General features: G+C 59.8%; 19 protein-coding genes and 1 other RNA gene. 5 read left to right on the top strand and 15 right to left on the bottom strand.

Annotation, left to right across the window (positions count from 1 at the left end; all coding sequences use genetic code 11):
• The 3 genes from VHB22_RS15080 to VHB22_RS15090 all read left to right on the top strand — a co-directional run.
• A partial coding sequence (locus tag VHB22_RS15080) for a tyrosine-type recombinase/integrase (RefSeq protein WP_325457807.1) occupies nucleotides 1-773 on the top strand: 773 nt, incomplete at its 5' end.
• Between the two features lie 413 nt (nucleotides 774-1186).
• Nucleotides 1187-1621, top strand: a complete 435-nt coding sequence (locus VHB22_RS15085; RefSeq protein WP_325457808.1) for a CBS domain-containing protein — start codon at nucleotides 1187-1189, stop codon at nucleotides 1619-1621.
• A gap of 65 nt (nucleotides 1622-1686) precedes the next feature.
• Nucleotides 1687-3363, top strand: a complete 1677-nt coding sequence (locus VHB22_RS15090) for an alpha-keto acid decarboxylase family protein (protein WP_325457809.1) — start codon at nucleotides 1687-1689, stop codon at nucleotides 3361-3363.
• A gap of 8 nt (nucleotides 3364-3371) precedes the next feature.
• On the opposite strand, the gene VHB22_RS15095 is transcribed toward VHB22_RS15090, so the two are convergent.
• From VHB22_RS15095 to VHB22_RS15110, 4 genes are read right to left on the bottom strand one after another with little or no spacing between them, the layout of a single operon-like run.
• On the bottom strand, nucleotides 3372-4529 hold the full coding sequence (locus tag VHB22_RS15095) for a patatin-like phospholipase family protein (protein WP_325457810.1): 1158 nt from the start codon (nucleotides 4527-4529) through the stop codon (nucleotides 3372-3374).
• A 24-nt stretch (nucleotides 4530-4553) separates the two neighbouring features.
• Nucleotides 4554-5447: an HlyD family secretion protein gene (locus tag VHB22_RS15100; protein ID WP_325457811.1), complete on the bottom strand. Its 894-nt coding sequence runs from the start codon at nucleotides 5445-5447 to the stop codon at nucleotides 4554-4556.
• Complete coding sequence (locus VHB22_RS15105; RefSeq protein WP_325457812.1) at nucleotides 5444-5653, bottom strand: DUF1656 domain-containing protein; 210 nt, start codon at nucleotides 5651-5653, stop codon at nucleotides 5444-5446. The genes VHB22_RS15100 and VHB22_RS15105 overlap by 4 nt, the downstream gene beginning before the upstream one ends.
• Nucleotides 5650-7698 (bottom strand): FUSC family protein, encoded by a 2049-nt coding sequence (locus tag VHB22_RS15110; protein ID WP_325457813.1) that lies wholly within the window; start codon nucleotides 7696-7698, stop codon nucleotides 5650-5652. Before VHB22_RS15110 ends, VHB22_RS15105 begins: the two co-directional genes overlap by 4 nt.
• Nucleotides 7699-8051: 353 nt before the next feature.
• Between VHB22_RS15110 and mgtE the strand changes: the two genes are divergently transcribed.
• Together mgtE and folE are read left to right on the top strand one after the other, a co-directional pair.
• Entirely contained in the window at nucleotides 8052-9422 is a 1371-nt protein-coding gene (gene mgtE / locus VHB22_RS15115) for a magnesium transporter (RefSeq protein WP_325457814.1), read from the top strand.
• A gap of 141 nt (nucleotides 9423-9563) precedes the next feature.
• Nucleotides 9564-10157, top strand: a complete 594-nt coding sequence (folE, locus tag VHB22_RS15120; protein WP_325457815.1) for a GTP cyclohydrolase I FolE — start codon at nucleotides 9564-9566, stop codon at nucleotides 10155-10157.
• On the opposite strand, the gene truA is transcribed toward folE, so the two are convergent.
• From truA to VHB22_RS15175, 11 genes are all read right to left on the bottom strand, one after another.
• Nucleotides 10154-10912, bottom strand: coding sequence for a tRNA pseudouridine(38-40) synthase TruA (gene truA / locus VHB22_RS15125; protein WP_325457816.1), 759 nt, complete (start codon nucleotides 10910-10912; stop codon nucleotides 10154-10156). The two genes, folE and truA, sit on opposite strands and share 4 nt — an antisense overlap.
• Nucleotides 10913-10975: 63 nt before the next feature.
• Nucleotides 10976-11443 carry a hypothetical protein gene (locus VHB22_RS15130; RefSeq protein ID WP_325457817.1) on the bottom strand — a complete coding sequence of 156 codons (468 nt, stop codon included), beginning with the start codon at nucleotides 11441-11443 and terminating at the stop codon, nucleotides 10976-10978.
• A 90-nt stretch (nucleotides 11444-11533) separates the two neighbouring features.
• On the bottom strand, nucleotides 11534-12466 hold the full coding sequence (fmt, locus tag VHB22_RS15135; RefSeq protein WP_325457818.1) for a methionyl-tRNA formyltransferase: 933 nt from the start codon (nucleotides 12464-12466) through the stop codon (nucleotides 11534-11536).
• Between the two features lie 58 nt (nucleotides 12467-12524).
• On the bottom strand, nucleotides 12525-13040 hold the full coding sequence (gene def / locus VHB22_RS15140; RefSeq protein ID WP_325457819.1) for a peptide deformylase: 516 nt from the start codon (nucleotides 13038-13040) through the stop codon (nucleotides 12525-12527).
• A 31-nt stretch (nucleotides 13041-13071) separates the two neighbouring features.
• Complete coding sequence (locus tag VHB22_RS15145) at nucleotides 13072-13998, bottom strand: NAD-dependent epimerase/dehydratase family protein (protein ID WP_325457820.1); 927 nt, start codon at nucleotides 13996-13998, stop codon at nucleotides 13072-13074.
• Between the two features lie 46 nt (nucleotides 13999-14044).
• On the bottom strand, nucleotides 14045-15439 hold the full coding sequence (locus tag VHB22_RS15150) for an MATE family efflux transporter (protein ID WP_325457821.1): 1395 nt from the start codon (nucleotides 15437-15439) through the stop codon (nucleotides 14045-14047).
• 38 nt (nucleotides 15440-15477) lie between these two features.
• Nucleotides 15478-16083: a recombination mediator RecR gene (recR, locus tag VHB22_RS15155; RefSeq protein ID WP_325457822.1), complete on the bottom strand. Its 606-nt coding sequence runs from the start codon at nucleotides 16081-16083 to the stop codon at nucleotides 15478-15480.
• A 78-nt stretch (nucleotides 16084-16161) separates the two neighbouring features.
• Nucleotides 16162-16482 (bottom strand): YbaB/EbfC family nucleoid-associated protein, encoded by a 321-nt coding sequence (locus tag VHB22_RS15160; protein ID WP_325457823.1) that lies wholly within the window; start codon nucleotides 16480-16482, stop codon nucleotides 16162-16164.
• A gap of 39 nt (nucleotides 16483-16521) precedes the next feature.
• Nucleotides 16522-18366, bottom strand: coding sequence for a DNA polymerase III subunit gamma/tau (locus tag VHB22_RS15165; protein ID WP_325457824.1), 1845 nt, complete (start codon nucleotides 18364-18366; stop codon nucleotides 16522-16524).
• A gap of 115 nt (nucleotides 18367-18481) precedes the next feature.
• Nucleotides 18482-18571: signal recognition particle sRNA small type (gene ffs, locus VHB22_RS15170), an RNA gene on the bottom strand.
• Nucleotides 18572-18733: 162 nt separating this feature from the next.
• Nucleotides 18734-19486, bottom strand: a complete 753-nt coding sequence (locus VHB22_RS15175) for a glucose 1-dehydrogenase (RefSeq protein ID WP_325457825.1) — start codon at nucleotides 19484-19486, stop codon at nucleotides 18734-18736.
• Nucleotide 19487: the final 1 nt, after the last annotated feature.

Here is a 19487-nt window from a genome sequence, read left to right on the forward strand (position 1 = left end):
GATTTCTCGACGACATCACCCAACAGGAACTCGACGACGCCGCCAAGAAGCTTCGGCCCAATGCCACGGGTAAGACCCGAAATCGAGAGGTCTACACGCCGTTCATCTCGGTTTACACGGCGGCGTCCAAGGCCGGGAAAGCTCCAGAGCGGAGCTGGCGGCGGCCGGAAGGCGCGCACCGAGCGATAGAGACAAACGCACCGTCGGATGGAGACATCAAGAAACTGATCGCGGTCGCATCGGATCTTAACGGCCGGAATCGCAAGAAGGCGGCGCGCAACAAGGCCGCTCTTTATATGCTGACGTTGACCGGCGAACGCACCACAGCGGCGACTGTGGAGCTGAGGTGGCGGAATATCGATTTCGGTGCGGGGACCGTGCTCTTCGCAAACACGAAGAACAAAAAGCCTCGCCTCGTAATGCTACCGCGGTTGCTGATAAGCGCGCTGAAGGAGTGGGCCGAATTTTGCAAAGCTAAGGACTCGGATCGGCCTGATCCGGAAGCTCTCGTCTTTGGATGGAAGACACGGACGGGGATGTCCCAAATGGTTGCACATGCACGCGAGCGCGCCAAACTTGGTAAGATTCGGCCGCACGATATTGGCCGGCACAGCTTTGGTCGGCGCATGCGGCAGAAGGCGAAGCTCGATCGACCGAAACTTAAAAAGGCTGGCAACTGGCTTAGCGACAGCGCGGTCGAGCGCTATGATCATTTTGAGTTGGATGAAGTCTCAGAAGCCGTGCGCGACGTTGATACCTCTGAATTGGAATAACGAAGCTCCGGTAACGAAACCTGTAACACTTCTATAAAGGTGCTGCAAACATGCGGAAAACAAAAGGAATTAGAAACTCAACAACTCCCTTGCTAAGGGAGAGGTCGAGAGTTCAATCCCCTCCGGCAGCACCACGCCTCAAAACAATTTTTCCATTCGACCGACGACATCTGGTCTCGTGCGGCATCGTTTCCTACATCTTCGATAAGTACCACGGGCTTCGATAAGTCGGGTCGCTATCTGCCAATGGCTTCGTCTTGGCACATTTCGCGCCTAATTTCAGTGCCGTACCGCTGTACGGGGGCACCGTCTGGCGGCACTTCAAGAAAAGCTAGGAGAACACCGGACACGGCAAGGGACGTCCTTTGTCGTGCTGTCGGCGCCGTGAGCGTCTTCCGAAAAAGAGGTTGTCCATGAATGTTTCAAGCATCTTGAAGACAAAAGGGTCGGACATCATGACGGTCCGGCCGACCGAAACCGTACAGAATGCTGCGATGAGGCTTCGGCTCAAGGGTGTCGGGGCCTTGATCGTCAGCAACGACGGCGTGACGCTCAACGGCATCATCACGGAGCGCGCGATCTCCGACGGTGTTGCCGTCCATGGGGGCGCGGTCGGCGGCATGCATGTCTCGGACTTGATGATCACCGGCGTTTTCACCTGCGCGCCCTCCGACAGCATTGCAGATGCAGCGCGATTAATGACCAACAAGCGTCTCAGACACCTGCCGGTCATGGACGGCGGCCGGCTCGTCGGTATCGTGAGTGTCGGAGATATTTTGAAATATCGCCTGGACGAGGTTCTGCTCGAAGCACACGTTTTGCAGGACGTCGCCATTGCCCATCGATAACAAATTCGATCGAATTGGTTTTTTAGACATTTGACGCGGCACTTCCCGGCATCCATCCTGGATGGATGCCGCAATCGACTGTCGCCAGCTTTCTCACCCAACGCCTGAAGCAAATCGGTCTCAGGCATGCATTTGGCGTGCCTGGAGACTACGTCCTGACGTTCATGGACCGTTTGATTGCCTCCGGCATCGAATTCGTCGGCACTTGCAACGAGCTCAACGCCGGATATGCCGCCGATGCCTATGCGCGGATCAACGGAGTCGGCTGCGTTTGCGTGACCTGGGGCGTCGGCGGGTTCAGCGCGATGAATGCCGTCGCAGGCGCTTATGCCGAACAGGTACCAGTCGTGGTTCTCGTTGGCAGCCCGCGGACGATGCAGCGTCGATCGTCCATGCTTTTGCATCACGGCGTCGGCGACTTTACGACCATGCAGCAGGCTTATTCCCACATCACGGTTGCATCTGTGCTGCTCGACGACGCCGCCGAGGCTCCGCAACGCATCGACCAGGCGCTGGCGCGATGCATGGCTGAAAAACGTCCAATCATGATCGAAATCCCCGTCGATATGGTGGATCGTTCATGCCAAACGCCCGGCCCCTTTGCGCCGCCCAGCCGGCCGCCGTCCGATCCCGAGGCGCTTCACGAGGCCCTCGACGAGGTGATGGGATTGCTGTCCAGTGCCAGTCGAGCTGTCATACTCGGCGGCGCGGAGCTGCATCGCTACGGACTGATGCAGGACTTCTATCGGCTGGTCGAAGCCAGCGCTCTGCCGGTGGCAACGACCCTGCTCGGCAAAACGGTAATTTCGGAAAATCATCCGCAAGCCATCGGTGTTTACGAAGGCGGTACGTCGCGAAAAGAGATTCGCGATATTGTCGAAAACAGCGATGTGCTTTTGTGCCTTGGCGCGTGGGTCAGCGATATCAATTTCGGCTTGCAGACGAGCGGGCTCGAAGGCCGTCACATGATCCTGGCGAACTCCGGGCGTTTGAAGATCAGCCAGCACGTCTATGAGCAGGTGTGGATCGGCGATGTCGTGAAGGGGCTTGCCGATCTTATGCCGAAGGGCGGTTTGCGGCATCCACCGTTCACGAGTGTTTCGAAGCTTCTGGATACCGGCTTTACCGTCGAGCCGGGCCGCGCATTGACTGTTGGCCACCTTGCCAAACGGATAAACGCATTTGTGGGCGACGACACGACCGTCATTGCCGAGACGGGCGATTCCCTTTTTCTCGCCGCAGATCTTGTGATGCATCACGACGTCGGCTTTATCGGGCAGGCGTTCTATCTCTCGATCGGCTATGCCCTTCCGGCGACGCTCGGTGCAGCGCTTGCCGATCCCGCGAGGCGGCCCGTCACCTTCATCGGCGACGGGGCATTTCAGATGACGGTGCAGGAGCTGTCGACGCTTTGCAGGCACAAGAGCAATGCGATCATCCTGCTCTTGAACAACGACGGATATACGACCGAACGCATCATTCATGAGGGGCCGTATAACGACATTCAACCCTGGGCTTACCACAGGCTTCCGGAGGTTTTCGGAGGCGGCTGGGGACGCCGCGTCAGAACCGAAGACGAACTAGAAGACGCGTTGACGTATGCGCAGGCTTCGAACGAAGGCCCGGCCGTTATTGAGATCATGCTCGATCGGTTTGACACATCAAATGCCTTGAAGCGCCTTGGAGCGGCTTTGTCGCCGGACCGGCATCAGGATTCGAAGGGCCTACGAAAAGCCACATAAACCGACGTTCAAGTGGTGATCGTTTGGGATGCGTCCATGAACGCCCGAAGTTCTTCGGCCCGGGCGAGCGTATCGCGATAGCCAAGTTCGATCAGGGCTTGGCAGTAGGCAGGCTCGAACATCAAATAGCTCGGCAGGCGCCAGTCCTGACCCCACAGTCCCATACGGCGCAGAAGCATGCGTACCGTCCAGGGCATATCGTTCGCATATCGGCGCGCGATATCTCTGATATCTTCAGACGGTTCGAGCGCGATGATGTCAACGTCGTGCAACGGCGTCTCGTTCAAGCGCGGTTCGGATACCAATGAGAGCGTGTGGTCGATTCGAAGCGCGCGCTCGATATCCGCATCGACGTTGTCCATGAAGATGATGTCGAGCATGCTGCCGCTGATCGCGCCGAGCGTCGGATACTTGACCTCCTGCGCCGTCGGCGGCGGGTCAGGATTGCGGTCGCGCGTGGTGACGACAAGGATCTTGTCAGCGCCGGCATGGATCGCTGGGCTCAGCGGCGACGTTTGACGAAGCGAACCATCGCCGTAGTGTTCGCGTCCAAGCCTCTGCGCCGGAAAAACGAACGGCAACGCCGAAGATGCGAGCAAGTGTTCGACCGTTAGTGGCGTCGCGATACCGTCGCGGCGCGAGCGGCTCCACTCCTTTATCTCGGGCGAGCCGTGGAAAAATGTCACCGCCCGGCCGCGGTCATACGATGATGCTGTTATGCAGAGTGCTTTTAGTGCGCCCGTCTCCACGGCCTTTGCGATGCGATCGAAGTCGGTGTGTTCAGTGAGGAATTGACGCAATGGCGCATTATCGAAGAGTGCGCGCGGGCTTGGCAGTCCGAGCGATGCGATCGGCGTCAGCGATAAGACCCAATGAAGTCCGGTAAGGGAAATCGAACCGAAATCAGTGCGGTAAACGTTTTCACAATGGAGGTTTTGCCAAAGCGTAACCAGCTCTCTAACGCCGCTATCGAATTGCGCGGCCTTCGATGCCAGGAACGCCGCCGTGATCGCACCGACCGATGCGCCGGCAATAACGGGAAAGGGGCTGCGCGTTGAAGGCCTTAATTCGGCGAGCGCTTTGATGGCGCCGACCTGATAAGCGCCGCGCGCGCCGCCGCCAGGGAGTACGAGGCCAAGCGTTCCGGCTCCGATTTGCTTCGTCATCTGCCTCGTTCCCTACCCGAAGCATCATTTCGTCGGCGCGTCAGCCGCAGTGCCGCTCTCAATCGACACCGTCGCCGTCCTGCCTACCACCAAAGGCATGTCGCCCGGCGGCGAATCCAATTTGATGCGGACGGGGATGCGCTGCGCGAGACGAACCCATGAAAAAGTCGGATTGACGTTTGCCAGAAGATTCGAGCCCTCGGTTCTTTCCCGGTCCTCGATGCCGCCTGCGATACTTTCGACGTGACCTTGCAAGCGGCGACCGTCGCCCATCAGCCGTATCGTGGCCACGTCTCCAACGTGAATGTGGTGGAGCTTCGTTTCCTCGAAATACCCCTCGACGCGTAGGGTATCGCTGTCGATCAATGCGAATACGCCTTTGCCGACGGTGACGTAAGCGCCGGGGCGTAGATTGACGTTCGTGACGCGGCCATTGACTTGCGCTTTGACGCTCGACCGCTCGAGATTGAGTTTTGCGAGGTCGCGGTCAGCGATAGCGCGCAGGACCTCGGCTTGAGCCTGGAGATCGGCGGCGCGGGCTTCTTCGACCTTCTGCTGCGAGACCGCTGTTGAGGTGAGATGCGAGTAGCGCTGATAATCGGCCGCTTTCTGCGCCGCGACTGCTTTCATTCCTTCGACAGTGGCCTCTGCCTGCCTGAGAGCGATTTCGTATCGTTCCGGATCGACTCGGAACAGAACGTCGCCGCGCTTCACATCCTGATTATCCCTGACCAAAACTTCGGTCACGAGCCCGGAAACATCCGGTGCGATGGCCACGACATCGGCGCGGACGCGACCGTCTCGCGTCCACGGTGCTTCCAGGTAATAATCCCAAAGGGCGACGCCGACGACGATCGCCGCCAGTACCATGGCGAGCGTTACAACGAGGCGGAGCAGTATCGGGGGAAAGCGGATCATGCGAGCAGCCGGTTTGCGATCATGACGACGGCTCCGATGAGCACGACGACAAGGGAAATGTCGAACAAGGGCCTGTGCCAAACGTATTTGTAAACACCGAACCTTTCCAACGCGCGACGCAGAAAGATGCTGAGGGCGAATCCGATGATCGCCCAGGCAAGCAGCGACGGGATGAAGACTCCATATACGTCTATTTCCCCCCTCATGCAGCTACTCCGTGCGGAGGCGGCAAAAGCAAGGGCGAGCGGAACTCCGGCGCATCCGGAAAGAGCGCTCGACGCAGGCCGACGAGAGCGAGAGCAGCTGTCCGTTGCGCGGGATTTTCCGGTCCGGCCAGCAATAGTTCCAATGCATGGTCGATGTTATGCAAAAGCAATGAGCGGACGCTGTCTTGATGCGGCGAGTGCCGGTAATATCGCGCCGCATTGGCGAGAATGTGCTCCACCGCTCGTGCGGTATTGTGCGGAAGCTGCGTTCGCACCCTTCGGAGCTCAACAACGTTTATGCCGACGCGTACGTCGGCGAGGACATCGGCGATCCATTCGGCATCGTCACGCGGGAGCGCCGACAGCCGCGGCGCGATTAGGCCGACGCGATCGAGCATCAGAGCCGCAAGTTCAAGACCATGGTTCGAGCCTCCATGCCTCGCAGCGTCGATCAGGCTTTCGCGATTGATTCGTTCCAGGCGATGTGCGCTCCATGCCGCGCCGACCGAGCGCACCAGGCGGATGATCACGACCGAGGACCAAATTCCGAAAAGGACCGCGACGGTCGAGTTTGCAAATGGTGAAAACTCGCCAATGCCTCCGTTCTGGATTGCTATCAGGGTCGCAAAGTTCACGGCCATCAACCTTGCGATAAGGGCCGTGGCGGGCTTGGTCATAAAGACGCCGCATACGATCAGCCCGGGAGCGAGTGCAAGCGTCAGCATCTCGAAATTGGTCGCGAGCGGCAAAATTCCGAAAAGATAAATTGCAGCCCCAATGGCGCCGAACAATGCCGAATATCCAAAACCAACAATGTAGGGCGCCGGATCGTCGAAGGTGGCGAAGAACGAGCATACGATGGCCGCCATCATCGGAGCCGATGCGCCGTCGGGCCATCCCGTCGCGATCCAAAACGCGCAGTTCACGCCGACTGCGAGAAAAGCGCCGACTGCAGAAAGCAGCGCCATGCCGTGGTCGCGGTGGCGTATGGCGCGCGCCTTAGCTGTATAACGAAAAGCAAATGGGTCCGGCGGACGTACACCGACGTGAAGATGCTGCTGGAGAAGCCTTACATCCTGGCGAAGGTCGATGAAGTCCCTGAGGCGGGCCAGCAGATTCGCCAGAACGAGATCGTTCCAAGTCGACTTTTTGTTCAAGGGCGGATCGAGCTTTTCCGATTCTTGACGCAATCTGTGAGCACGGTCGGGATCGATCCGGTCGGATCGCAACCAACTTGCAACGTCGTCGAACAATTTGCGGACAGAAGCATCTAGGCCCTTCGATCTCTCTAGAAATTTAATGCGGTCGGCCATCGCCGAGGCGATCGGCAGGAACATCAGCATATGTTGGCGCAGCGTTGCCAACGCCTCCGGAGAGCGGCGAAAGGTGCTTAACTCGTAGCGCAAGGATGAAATCATTGCGTCGAAAGCGACTGCATCGGCGGCCAACCCCAAGCGTTTTTTCTGAGAATCAGAGCCGGCATGGATGTGGCAGACCGACTGGATAACCCATTCCCTGGCGCTCCTAATCCAAGCATCCAAACGCGCGGACATGGCGGGTTCGGCCGATTGCGGGAAAATGACGATCGAGACGATGCTGGCGCAGAAAATGCCGAGCGTAATTTCTTCCACGCGTGAGACTGCAATGTCGAATATCGTGCCCGGTGCATCCACGGCGGGAAAACTGATAATGCCGGCAGTGTAACCCGCGAGCATAAGCACGTAACTTTTCGGTGTCCGGTCCAGCAGCGAAAAGTACAGACAAAACCCAACCCACACCGCGATGGCGAGCGAAAGGAGCAGCGGCGTATTGACCAGATTTGGAACGAGCACAATGCTCATGCTGGCGCCGAGAAGCGTTCCCAATGCCCGATAAAGGGCTTTCGAGCGCGTATCGCCTGCGAGAACCTGGCTGGTGATGTAAACAGTGCTGACGGCCCAGTAGGGCCGGGGCAAATCGATCCAAAGCGCCAGATAGAGAGCCAGGATGGCGGCCCCAAAGGTCTTTAAGGCGAACGCCCAATCACGCCAGCCCGGCACGTCCATTGGCTACATCCGTCTTCGTTCGTCCGAACACAGTTTTCATTTCTTGGCGGGTGGCGAGTCTATGCAATAAAAGCACGATTGCGTTAAAGCAATTTTCATCTGCGACGACACTTCTGAATTTCTGCGCGGGGGCTTGGCCGCGCGACGCACAGAAACAATTTCGATCCTGCCTTGACTATTGAAGCCGATCGGCCCATGTCACCGGCGCGGCTGCCGGTACTCCCGGCGAAGCGTTTTGAAGGAACCCAACCCTTGTCTAGCGACAGTAGTAGAACTCGGCCGTCGAGGTTCGTGGTCTGACCGTTGGGTCGGTTCACCACGATCCGTTGCGACGGCGGATCGAGAGGTGAGCCATGGAAGATATCCACTATGCGTCGGGCGAAGACGTCGACCCGATTCTGCTGGTCGAACTGCTCGATGAGCACGATGCGGACATCGTCGAGCAGCTCAATCAGCAGGATATCGAGACCGCTGCGGCGATCCTTTCGCAATTTCCGTTAGAGCGCGCTGTCGAGATCTTCGACCGGCCGGAGCTGGCGCGCGCCGGCGATCTCATTCTCGATCTTCCGGACGATTTCGCCGGACATATCCTCAAAGGTATGTCGGCGGACCGCGCTGCGAACGTGCTGCGGCAGCTGGACGGGCCGGATCGCACCAGCCTTCTTGCCCGCGTCGATTTCGAAACTGCCCAATCGCTCAAATTGCTGCTCGCCTATCCGGAAGGGACCGCCGGCAGCATCATGACGACCGAATTCGTCAGCGTGCCCGCCACGTACACGGTCGCGGAGACGCTCAAGCACATCAGGGACGTCGAACATACGCGCGAAACCGTTTATGCGATCTACGTGCTCGATCCGATCACACGCGAACTATTGCAAGTCGTATCCCTACGCCAGCTCGTGATGAGCGATCCGAACAGCGGTATCATGGATGTCGCTTCCGATCGCGATCCAGTCTGGGTCGACCCCGATGCCGACCGGGAAGAGGTTGCTCGGCTGATCTCTATCCATGACCTTCTTGCCGTGCCTGTTCTTAATGCGCGGCATCGTGTGCTGGGCATTGTCACGGTCGATGACGTGATCGACGCCATTCTCGCCGAAAGTACGGAAGACGTGCAGAGGTTCGGCGGCGTCGAGGGCATGGCGGAGCCCTACATGGAGATCAGCTTTTCGGAAATGATTCAGAAGCGCGCCGGCTGGCTCTGTGCGCTGTTCATAGGTGAAATGCTGACCGCAAGCGCGATGCAGCATTACTCCGACGAACTGGAGAGGGCGGTCGTGCTGACCCTTTTCATCCCATTGATCATGAGTTCGGGCGGCAACTCGGGATCGCAAGCGACGTCTCTATTGATCCGTGCCTTGGCGCTCGGGCAATTGCGCCTGCGCGACTGGTGGCGGGTCGCCGTGAGAGAAATTCCGACTGGCATCACGCTCGGCGCCATTCTCGGCGTGATTGGCATGGGGCGTATTGCGCTGTGGCAGACGCTCGGCATTTTCAATTATGGCGAGCATTGGAAGCTCGTTGCATTGACAGTCGGCACCGGGCTCGTGGGTATCGTGACCTTCGGGTCGCTCGCGGGCTCGATGTTGCCGTTTCTCTTGAAGCGGCTCGGATTCGACCCGGCCAGCGCATCGGCGCCGTTCGTGGCGACGTTGGTCGACGTAACGGGACTGATGATTTATTTTTCGGTGGCAACGCTCATCCTCCGGGGCACGCTCCTTTAGGCGGACCGAAGAAAACCGGACCTCGATTGCGGCAATTCTGCTTAAGGATGTGATCTTGCTCACCTTTCATCGTGATAAAAAGTAAGCCAAGATCGGCCTTTGAAACCGCCGTAACCCTCCAATCTCGAAATTAGTGATCAAATGAGCTCAGAAAAGAAGCCGACGCGCGCCGAGGTCGAGGCCGCAATCAAGACCATCATCCGCTGGACCGGCGACGATCCTTCGCGCGATGGTCTTCTGGAAACGCCGGCCCGCGTCGTGCGCGCCTACGAAGAATATTTCCGCGGCTACAATGAAGATCCGAGAACGATCCTGCAAAAGACGTTCAAGGAGATCGAGGGTTACGACGAAATGATCGTGCTTCGTGGCATTCGCTTCGAAAGCCACTGCGAGCACCATATGGCGCCTATCATTGGGCGTGCCTGGGTCGGTTACATTCCGCGCGGGCGAGTCGTCGGTATTTCGAAGCTGGCGCGCGCTGTCGATGCGTTTGCAAAGCGGCTACAGATCCAGGAAAAGATGACGGCGCAAATCGCGAATACGCTTCAGGAGGTTCTGGATCCGGAAGGCGTTGCCGTCGTGCTCAAGGCGGAGCACCATTGCATGACGACGCGCGGAGCGCACAAGCCGGGCACCGACATGGTGACGAGCCGCATGCTCGGTGTGTTCCGCGACAATCCCATCACGCGTCAGGAGTTTCTGTCTCTTGTCACGGAAGACTCACAGACCGGTTAAGCGGCGCTTTCGGATTTAGGATAATCGACGGCCACCAGATATAGCCCGCTCGCAGGAGCGACGGGACCACAGGCTTTCCGATCAGCAGCGGAGAGCGCATCGGTAAGATCTTTGCGCGTCCATTTACCTTCGCCGACGAGCTTAAGGCTTCCCACCATCGAACGGACCTGATGGTGCAGGAATGACCGCGCAGATACGCGGCATACGATCTCCCCGTCGTGCCGCGAAACGTCGAACACGTCGAGTGTCTTGACGGGCGACTGCGCTTGGCACTGCGCAGCGCGGAAGGTTGTGAAGTCGTGATTTCCGGTCAGTACCTGCGCCGCTTCGTGCATCGCACCGGCATCGAGGTCGCGCATCGTCCACCAGACGCGATGGCGCTGCAGGATCGGAGGGGCGCGGCGGGTGAGGATGCGATAGACGTAATGGCGCTTAATGGCGCTGAAGCGGGCATCGAACGTTTCGTCGACCTTGTGCGCGGACAAGACTGCGATCGGATTCGGCCGGAGGTGAAAATTCATTGCATCGCGTATGCGGCCCGGCTCCCATGCCTTTGCGAGATCAAAATGCGCAACTTGTCCTAGTGCGTGCACTCCCGCGTCGGTGCGGCCGGCACCGCGGATGCCAACCGTTTCTCCCGAGAATTTGCTGATTGCCGTTTCAAGTGCTCCTTGAATCGATATGCCCTCGGCTTGGCGCTGCCAGCCAATGAAGGGCGTGCCGTCATATTCGATCGTAATGCGGTAGCGGGGCATTCTGGGCTCGCGACGGGGATGGAGCGCCATCCCTAGCCGTTGGGGCCTCCGGGCTCAATGCCTCTATCTGGCACCGATGCCGCCGGTGTGCGGTACAGCGGAAAAGCCGTTAACGCGCGGACCCTTGCCGCCGTGTCCTGGATGTTTGAACCCACGACGTCCGGAGCCATTATGTCCAAACCAGTATCGCCGTCCGTAAGCGGGATAGGTGTAGATTGGTCCGTCTTCGTTGTAGGCGCCGAGGTCCTGGCGACGAACAATCGTATTGCCGTAGCCGCTTCCGCCTTGCTCGTAGACGTGCGTCTCGTTGTATTCCAACGAGAGCGGCGTCCGGTTCGGATTGATGATGACGTGGCGCGTCGGCGGCAGCGGACGGATAACACGCACGCCGTGCTCGATCGTCGTGACGGCGCCATAGTAGGGATGCGTTTCGATGCGCGTCGTGAAGCTTCCGTCGGCGTTCGCGGCGTCTGCGAGCGCGAACATCGCTGACGCGGTGGCGATGAGACAAAGCGAAAACGAGCGAAGCATGGCGGGACCTCGGAGCTGAACAGGCGGCCACGAGATTAGCCTCACGATGCTGCGCGCGCATACGGTTCGCGGAGCATGCTTAATTCGGGTTCAAGCCAGGCGCATACCGGGTTCGGGACGGGCCCCGCGCAGGAACTCGTCGGCGGTCATCGGCTGTTTTCCGGCGCGTTGAAGCTCGGTTATGCGGATCGCGCCATCGCCGCAGGCGATCATCAGTGCGCCGTCCAACAGAACTCCGGGTTCTCCTTTCCCGGACGCGGGCGACGCGCGGAGGATCTTGATGCGTTCGACCTTATTTCCGAGATTTGCCTCGAACCAAGCACCCGGATAGGGCGACAGTCCGCGAATATGATTAGCAACAGTATGCGCGGGCAGCGCAAAGTCGATACGTGTTTCGCGTTTGTCGATTTTTGCCGCGTAGGTGATGCCTTCAACCGGCTGCGGATTGGCCTGGAGCGTGCCGGCTTCGAGCTTTGCCAGAGCCTCGACCATCAGTTCGGCACCGAGGCTCGAAAGCACATCGTGCAACTTTCCAGCCGTCATCTCCGGTGTGATCGACACATCGCGTCCGAGACAAACCGGCCCCGTATCGAGCCCCTCATCCATCTGCATGATATTGACGGCGGTTGTCGTATCGCCCGCCATGATCGCGCGCTGAATCGGAGCGGCCCCCCGCCAGCGCGGAAGCTTCGAAGCATGCACGTTGAAGCAGCCGAAGCGCGGCGCTGCAAGCACGGCGCGGGGAAGCAACAATCCGTAAGCGACGACGACGGCCGCATCCGCGTTCAGCGCCGCGAATTCGGCGGGATCGGATTCGGATTTGAAGTTCTTTGGGGTCTTGACCGGCAAGCCAAGCGTCTCGGCGCGGCGTTGGACCGGCGATTTGGCTTCCGTCAGTCCGCGCCCTGCCGGACGCGGCGGCTGGCTATAAACGGCAACGACGCGATGCCCTGCGGCGATGAGCGCGTCGAGAACCGGAACCGAGAAATCCGGCGTGCCCATAAAGACGAGGTCGAGCGACATCCGCAATCCTTCGTTTTCACGTGCAACTGAATCTTCCGACCGGCCGGCCGCTCGCGAACTAGCCTTTTGCCTCGCGGGCCTGCTTCTTGAATTTTCGTATGATCATGTCGCGCTTCAGCCGCGACAGGAAATCAATGATCAGTTGGCCATCGAGATGATCAAGCTCGTGCTGGATAGCAGTTGCGAGCAGACCCTCGGCTTCGAGTTGCTGCTCCTTTCCATGCCGGTCGATGTAGCGCACCGTCGCCGTTGCAGGCCGTTCAATCTCGACGCGCACGTCGGGAATTGACAAACAACCTTCCTCGTGAAGCCGCGTCGTCGATCCGAGCCCGACAAGCTCCGGATTTGCCATCGCGATCGGACTTGGCGGCTCGCCCTCTTCGGCTGCATCGATGACGACGACGCGTTTCGGGATGCCGACCTGCACCGCGGCGAGCCCAATGCCGGGCGCGTCGTACATCGTCTCCAGCATGTCATCCATGAGCTTGACGACAGCTTCGTCGACGCGCTCGACCGGATCGGAGATCTTGCGCAGCACGGGATCCGGGATGGTTATGATCGGTAGAATGGCCATGGTGCTGACATATGGAACCGCGGTTCGCCGGTCAATGGCGTGCGGCTTTTGCGAGAGCCTCCGCCGTCTCTTCCAAGGGAGTCCAACCGGTTTGCCTTAACCGTGATGCATCTGCGACGAGGTCGCCGGTCAGCCGTTCTGCAAGCTCGGACTTGCCTGCCAGCCGCAAAGCCGATGCGATCGCCTGTTGGGGAACCGGGAACAGTAGCGGCTGACGGCCACGACCTTTGCGGAGAGCCCGGATCGCGTCCGCAATCGTGACGGGCGCATGGTCGGCGACGATAAATGATCCGTCTTCGGCGGCTTGCGACTGGAGTACATGCTCGATGGCTCCTAATAAGTTGCCGATGCTCACCAGCGAACGCCGGCTTTTCAAGGCACTGAACGGAAGCGGGTATGGCTGGGCCGCGAGGCGCATGAGTGCGGCCATGTTGCCTTTGACGCCGGGGCCGTAAACGAGAACGGGGCGAAGCACCGTCCAGCGCGTGTTTGAGCCTGCCAACAGTTCCGCTGTGATGGCTTCTGCAGCAACCTTCGAGCGGCCATAGGCATCGGTAGGTGCGGGCGGCGTAGCCTCTGTCACGACCCCGTCGTATCGCGCGCCGACGAGCGCGCGGACGGACGACATGAGAACGAAGCGATTCACGCGCGCAGCTTTGGCCGCCCGCGCGAGTTGGCGCGTCGCATCGACGTTGATCGCCGTGAAGGCGGAGTCCGGGATGCCGGGTTGGGCATGCGCCATTCCTGCGGCGTGGATGACCGCATCAACGCCGCGCACGACATACTCGGCTGCGAACGAACGCGACATGTCGCCAAGAGCGATTCCTTCGATGTTCGGATCATCGAAGACGATGGGCTGGCGTGCGGCAGCCCGGACGCGATAACCGCTTTCAGCGAGCCTGCGGACCAGATGCTGGCCGATGAAGCCCGACGCTCCCGTCACGAGTATTCGCGGCATGGCGGTCACGATCCGCGCCCTCAACTCTCAAATCGCCGTGCGGCCACTACGTCATCTCGGATTTTATCACCTTGGCTTGCGGCTTAAAGGTGTCGCCGAGAGTCGCGATCAAGCGGTATGCGGAAAAAATCGCGATGATGCCGAATGCGACGCCCCCGATCATGTTGCCCGCGAGCACGCCTTCGGCTTGGAAATACTTGCCGCCGATCAGTACGAACGGAACGGTGCCGAGCGTCGCGCGACCCCAGTTCAGGAGCGTGGAATAGTGGGCGCGGCCGAGAGTGTTGAAAGCCGCGTTGGCGACAAACAACGCTCCCATGAACACAAACCAAGGCGATAGCCAGCGACAGAAAAAGACGATCAGATCGCGAAGCTCTCCCTCGGCATGGAACAAGGTCGCAATGCCCTGCGCGAGAACGGCAAGAAAGAACCAGGCGATTGCGGTAAAGGCCGCCATCGTCAGCAACGCGAGGGTGAAGGCGTCGCGCATGCGCTCTTGCGAACGGGCGCCGTAGTTTTGTCCGAGTATCGGGCCTACGGCTCCGGAAAGCGCGTAGATCGTTCCGAATGCGACCGGCGTCAGGCGGGCCAGGATGGCCCAAGCGGCTACGGCTGCATCGCTGTAAGCGGCAATCGCGTGTGTGACGTAGCCGTTGCCGATCGCCGGCGCGATATTGGTCAGCACGGCGGGCGCGGCGATGCGTAGGAATGCGGGCGCATCCTGCGCGAGCGTTGCGATCTTCGGCCGGCCCAACAAATCGTGTACTTTGACGACGCCATAAAAACCGATGGCTAACATTGTCAGACGCGCAATGAAGGACGAGACGGCGGCGCCTTCGATTCCAAATCCGAAATGGACGATCAGGATGAGGTCGAGGATCGTGTTCACCACCGCGCCGAACAGCGTCACGAACATGGCGCGGCGGGCATCTCCCGCAGAACGCAAGACTGCGGAGGATGTGATCGCGAGCGCCAGGACGGGCAGCGTCGGCACCAGAATTTCGAGATAGATCGCGGCGAGATCGAGCGTGCGGCCGCTGGCACCAAGCAATTCGAGCAATGGCACGATCGCCAGCCACAAGACCACAGCGATCAATGTGGAAGCGACAAATGCAAGCGCATGGGCGTTAGCTGCCAGCCGCCGCGCTCGAATGCGGCGGCCCGCACCCAGAGCGGGCGAGACAAGGGCGGTCGCTGCAATCGAAAGACCTATGCCAACCGAAGTCGCGAAGAAGAGAATCGAGCTCGCGTAGCCGACGGCCGCGACGACGGCTTCGTCATTCAATCGCGACAGAAAATAGATGTTTGCAAGATCGCCAACGAAGATCGCCATCAACCCGAGAGCGCCTGCGGCCGTCATCGTCAAAATGTGGCGGAGCAGCGAGCCGGTTACGAATTTCGGCCTTTCGGCATTGCGTCGCGCCGTCTCGACATTCGCCATCGGCAATCTTTCAAGCTTCGTTGTCCGCGCTTAGATATTTAGAGTTTGCGCCGCGCTTTGAAGGCGGCGGCAAGGGTGCCGTCGTCGAGATAATCCAGTTCGCCGCCAATCGGTACACCCTGCGCCAGGCGCGAGACGGTCACGTCCGTTGCTGTCAGCTGGTCGGATATGTAGTGCGCGGTCGATTGACCTTCGACCGTAGCGTTGAGAGCGAGCAGGATTTCTTTCACTTCGGGAGATCGCGCGCGGGTCAATAGCGTCGCGATGTTCAATTGCTCCGGCCCGATACCGTCAAGCGGCGACAGATGTCCGCCAAGAACGTGATAGCGTGCCGATACGACGTTTGCTCTTTCGAGGGCCCAGAGATCGCCGACTTCTTCGACGACGACGATGAGGCTTTGGTCGCGACGCGGATCGGCACAGACGCTGCATGGAACGACAGTGTCGAGATTGCCGCAAATAGGGCATTCGGCGATCTTGTCAACGGCCCGTTGCAAAGCGTCCGACAACGGCAATAGCAAATCGTTGCGCCGCTTCAAAAGCGACAGCACCGCCTTGCGCGCGGAACGCGGACCCAGCCCCGGCAAACGCGCCAGCAGCTGAACCAATCGCTCGATTTCAGGTCCTGCAATTTTACGGGACATGCTCTGCTTATGCTCAAAAGGCGGCCCACCCCGGACCGCCTTCGTAGAGGTGTTGCGCGGCTCGAATGTCGCCGCGAGCTAGAACAATTTCATTCCTGGCGGCAAGGGAATCCCGCCGGTGATCTCTGCCATCTTTTCCTGCATGGCGCTGTCAGCCTTGGCACGGGCGTCGGATGCTGCGGCGACAATCAGATCTTCGAGGATTTCGACTTCGTCGGGCTTCATCAGGCTAGGGTCGATGCGGACGCGCTTGACCTCGCCCTTGCCATCGACGGTCAAATGCACAAGCCCGCCGCCCGATTGACCTTCGATCTCGGTGCGCGCCAACTCTTCCTGCATTTCCTTGAAGCGAGCCTGCATCTGGCCCATTTGCTTCATCATGCCCATCAAGTCTTTCATGTGATCCTCTGCGTGGCGGCCGATGCCCGGTTGTGCGGCTCAGCCTGCTTCGCTCTCTTTATCGTCATCGGTGGCCATATCGCCTCCGGCGATTCGGCGCACTTCCGCGATCTTCGCATCGGGAAACGCCTGAAGTACGGCGCGAACCGCGGGATGCGCCTTCAATTGCTCAAGCTCGGCGGCTTCGCGCGCGCGGCGAACATCCCCGAGCGCGGGCTGTCCGGCTTCTTTAGAGAGTACGACGACCCAGCGCCGCCCGGTCCATGCGTTGAGTTTTTCGCGAAGATCGTTGGCGAGTTCCGGCGGCGCGCCCGGCAGCAGGAAAATATCTATCGAACCGGCGACGGCATCGAACTTCACGAGGCTGACGTGATCTTCGAGGTGAATTTTCAGCTTGGCGTCGCGCTTCTCGCCTACGAGCGCTACGACTTCGGCGAAGGTGCGCGGGTCCGATGTCGCCACGCGAAACTGCGCTGCCGGCATCGAATTGTCATCTTCGATTGCATCGCCGGTACCATCGTCAAGGTTGCCTTCGTCACTATCGAAGTCGAAGGACTCGTCTATCTCGCTATCTGACTGCTGAGCACTCGGCGCCGCCGTCGTTGTATTGACAGTAGGCCGGGTTTCCGACGTGCGCGTTTCTGCTGGAGCCAACGCCGGGCGTCGTGCCGGAAGCGCCGCGCCGCCGAGGCTTTTGATCAACTCGTCGGGCGTCGGTAAGTCGGCTGTGTAGGCGAGACGGATCAAAACCATCTCGGCGGCGACTCCAGGATTCGGCGCGCGTCCGACTTCTTCAAGGCCCTTGAGCAGCATCTGCCAAGCGCGTGAGAGGTAGGGCATCGACAGCCGGCTCGCGAGGTCGCTGCAGCGCTTCTTTTCCTCCGCCGTCAGATCTTCCCCGGCAGGCTCCTCTCCCACGGCTTTGACGCGCGCGATGACATGAACGGCTTCGGCGAGGTCAGCCACCACTTCGGCGGCTTCGGCGCCGTCGCGATGCAGGCTCGAAAAACCGCTGAGCGCCGTCGGCAAGTCGCCTCGGAAGATCGCTTCCGCAAGATCGAAGATGCGGCCCCGGTCGGCGAGGCCAAGCATGTCGCGCACGCTTGTCGCCGTGACGTGGCCTTCGCCCATCGCGATTGCCTGATCGAGAATGGACAAGCCATCGCGCACCGAGCCTTCGGCGGCACGCGCGATCAATTGCAATGCGTCGGCATCCGACTTGGCGCCTTCGGCTTCGGAAATCTTCTTGAAATGCTCGGCGAGCACCGGCTGGTCGACACGACGCAGATCGAAACGCTGACAGCGCGATAGCACCGTGACGGGGACCTTGCGGATTTCGGTCGTCGCGAAAATGAAGCGGACGTGCGCGGGCGGTTCTTCCAGCGTCTTCAGGAGCGCGTTGAACGCGCCCTTCGACAGCATATGGACCTCGTCGATGATGAAGACTTTCGTTCGCGCAACGAGCGGCGTGTACTGCGCGCTTTCGATAATTTCGCGAATGTTGTCGACGCCGGTATTCGAGGCGGCATCCATTTCGAGGACGTCCGGATGACGCCCTTCCATGATCTCCTTGCAGTGGACGCCGAGGCCAGGCATGTCGATCGTCGGCTTATCGTAGCCAGGAGCTTCATAGTTCAAGGCGCGGGCGAGAATGCGGGCAGTCGTCGTCTTGCCGACCCCGCGCACGCCGGTGAGCATATAGCCTTGCGCGATGCGTCCCGATGCGAAAGCATTCCGGAGCGTCGTTACCATCGCCGACTGGCCGATCAGATCGTCGAACGTCGCGGGGCGGTATTTGCGTGCGAGAACGACGTACGGCTTCGCGGGCTCGACTCCAACCGAACCTGCAACGCCACCAGACGTATCCGATTTCTTCTTGGCCATTGATCCGGAGTAGCTGACTTTCGCCGTGAGAGCGAGGGAACAAGGCGACCCGCGCCAAACCTTGTCCAAAATGACCGCAGTCCGCGGAGGGCCATTGACCCTTAAACTCAATATGAGAGGCTGGCGAACGACCCGACTTCTGATCGTTAGGGCTGCTTCCTTCCGGACCTGACCCGGTTGGCGACGAATTCGTCCGCCGCCAACCTCCCGCGCGTATAATGGGGCCAACGGCAGCGAAGTACAACCCCGCGATACTGCAACCCACAAGTGTCGCAGCGCGACCCAACTTATTGATGCGAGGATATAAACCTGGATCGATCCGCCTGTAGATATCGACGCGTACGAGAGATCGACGGAATCGCCGCCGTCAGATGCAGCGACCGCCGTCGACTTCGATGGCGACGCCGGTGATGAAGGCGCTCGCGGGATCGGCAAGGAAGAGTGCGGCGTTGGCAATGTCGAACGGCTTCGACATACGGCCGAGCGGTATACCCGCGATGAACTTGGCGCGGTTTTCCGGCGTGTCTGGCAGGCCCATGAACTGCTCAAGCATGCCGGTCTCGCCAATGACCGGATTGATGGCGTTGACGCGGATATTCTTCGGCGCGAGTTCCGCCGCCATCGATTTCGTCAGCGTGATCGCTGCGCCCTTCGAGCCGTTATACCACGTGAGCCCCGGACGCGGCCGGATGCCTGCGGTCGATGCTGTCGTGATGATCGAACCACCGCCGCGCTTTTCCATGACCGGCACAACGGCGAGCGTCGTCAGGTAGATGGATTTGACGTTGACCGCATAGATGCGATCGAACTCGTCTTCGGTGACGGTCATCAGCGATTGGTTCTTGTGCGTGACGCCTGCGTTGTTGATGAGAATGTCGACGCCGCCGAACGTTTCGACGGCCGCGTCGATCATCGCATCGACGTCGGAGCGTTTCGTCACGTCCGCGATTTTAGCGATCGCGCGATCGTTACCGATCTTTTGCGCGAGCGCGTCGGCCGCGGCGCCGCTGGTGTCGGCGATCACAATGTTCGCGCCTTCGGCTGCGAAAAGCTCCGCAATACCGCGGCCAAATCCCGACGCGGCACCCGTGATCACCGCCACTTTATCCTTGAGACGCATC

Origin of the sequence: Hyphomicrobium sp., assembly GCF_035548195.1 — a bacterium.
Taxonomy (GTDB): Bacteria; Pseudomonadota; Alphaproteobacteria; order Rhizobiales; family Hyphomicrobiaceae; genus Hyphomicrobium_B.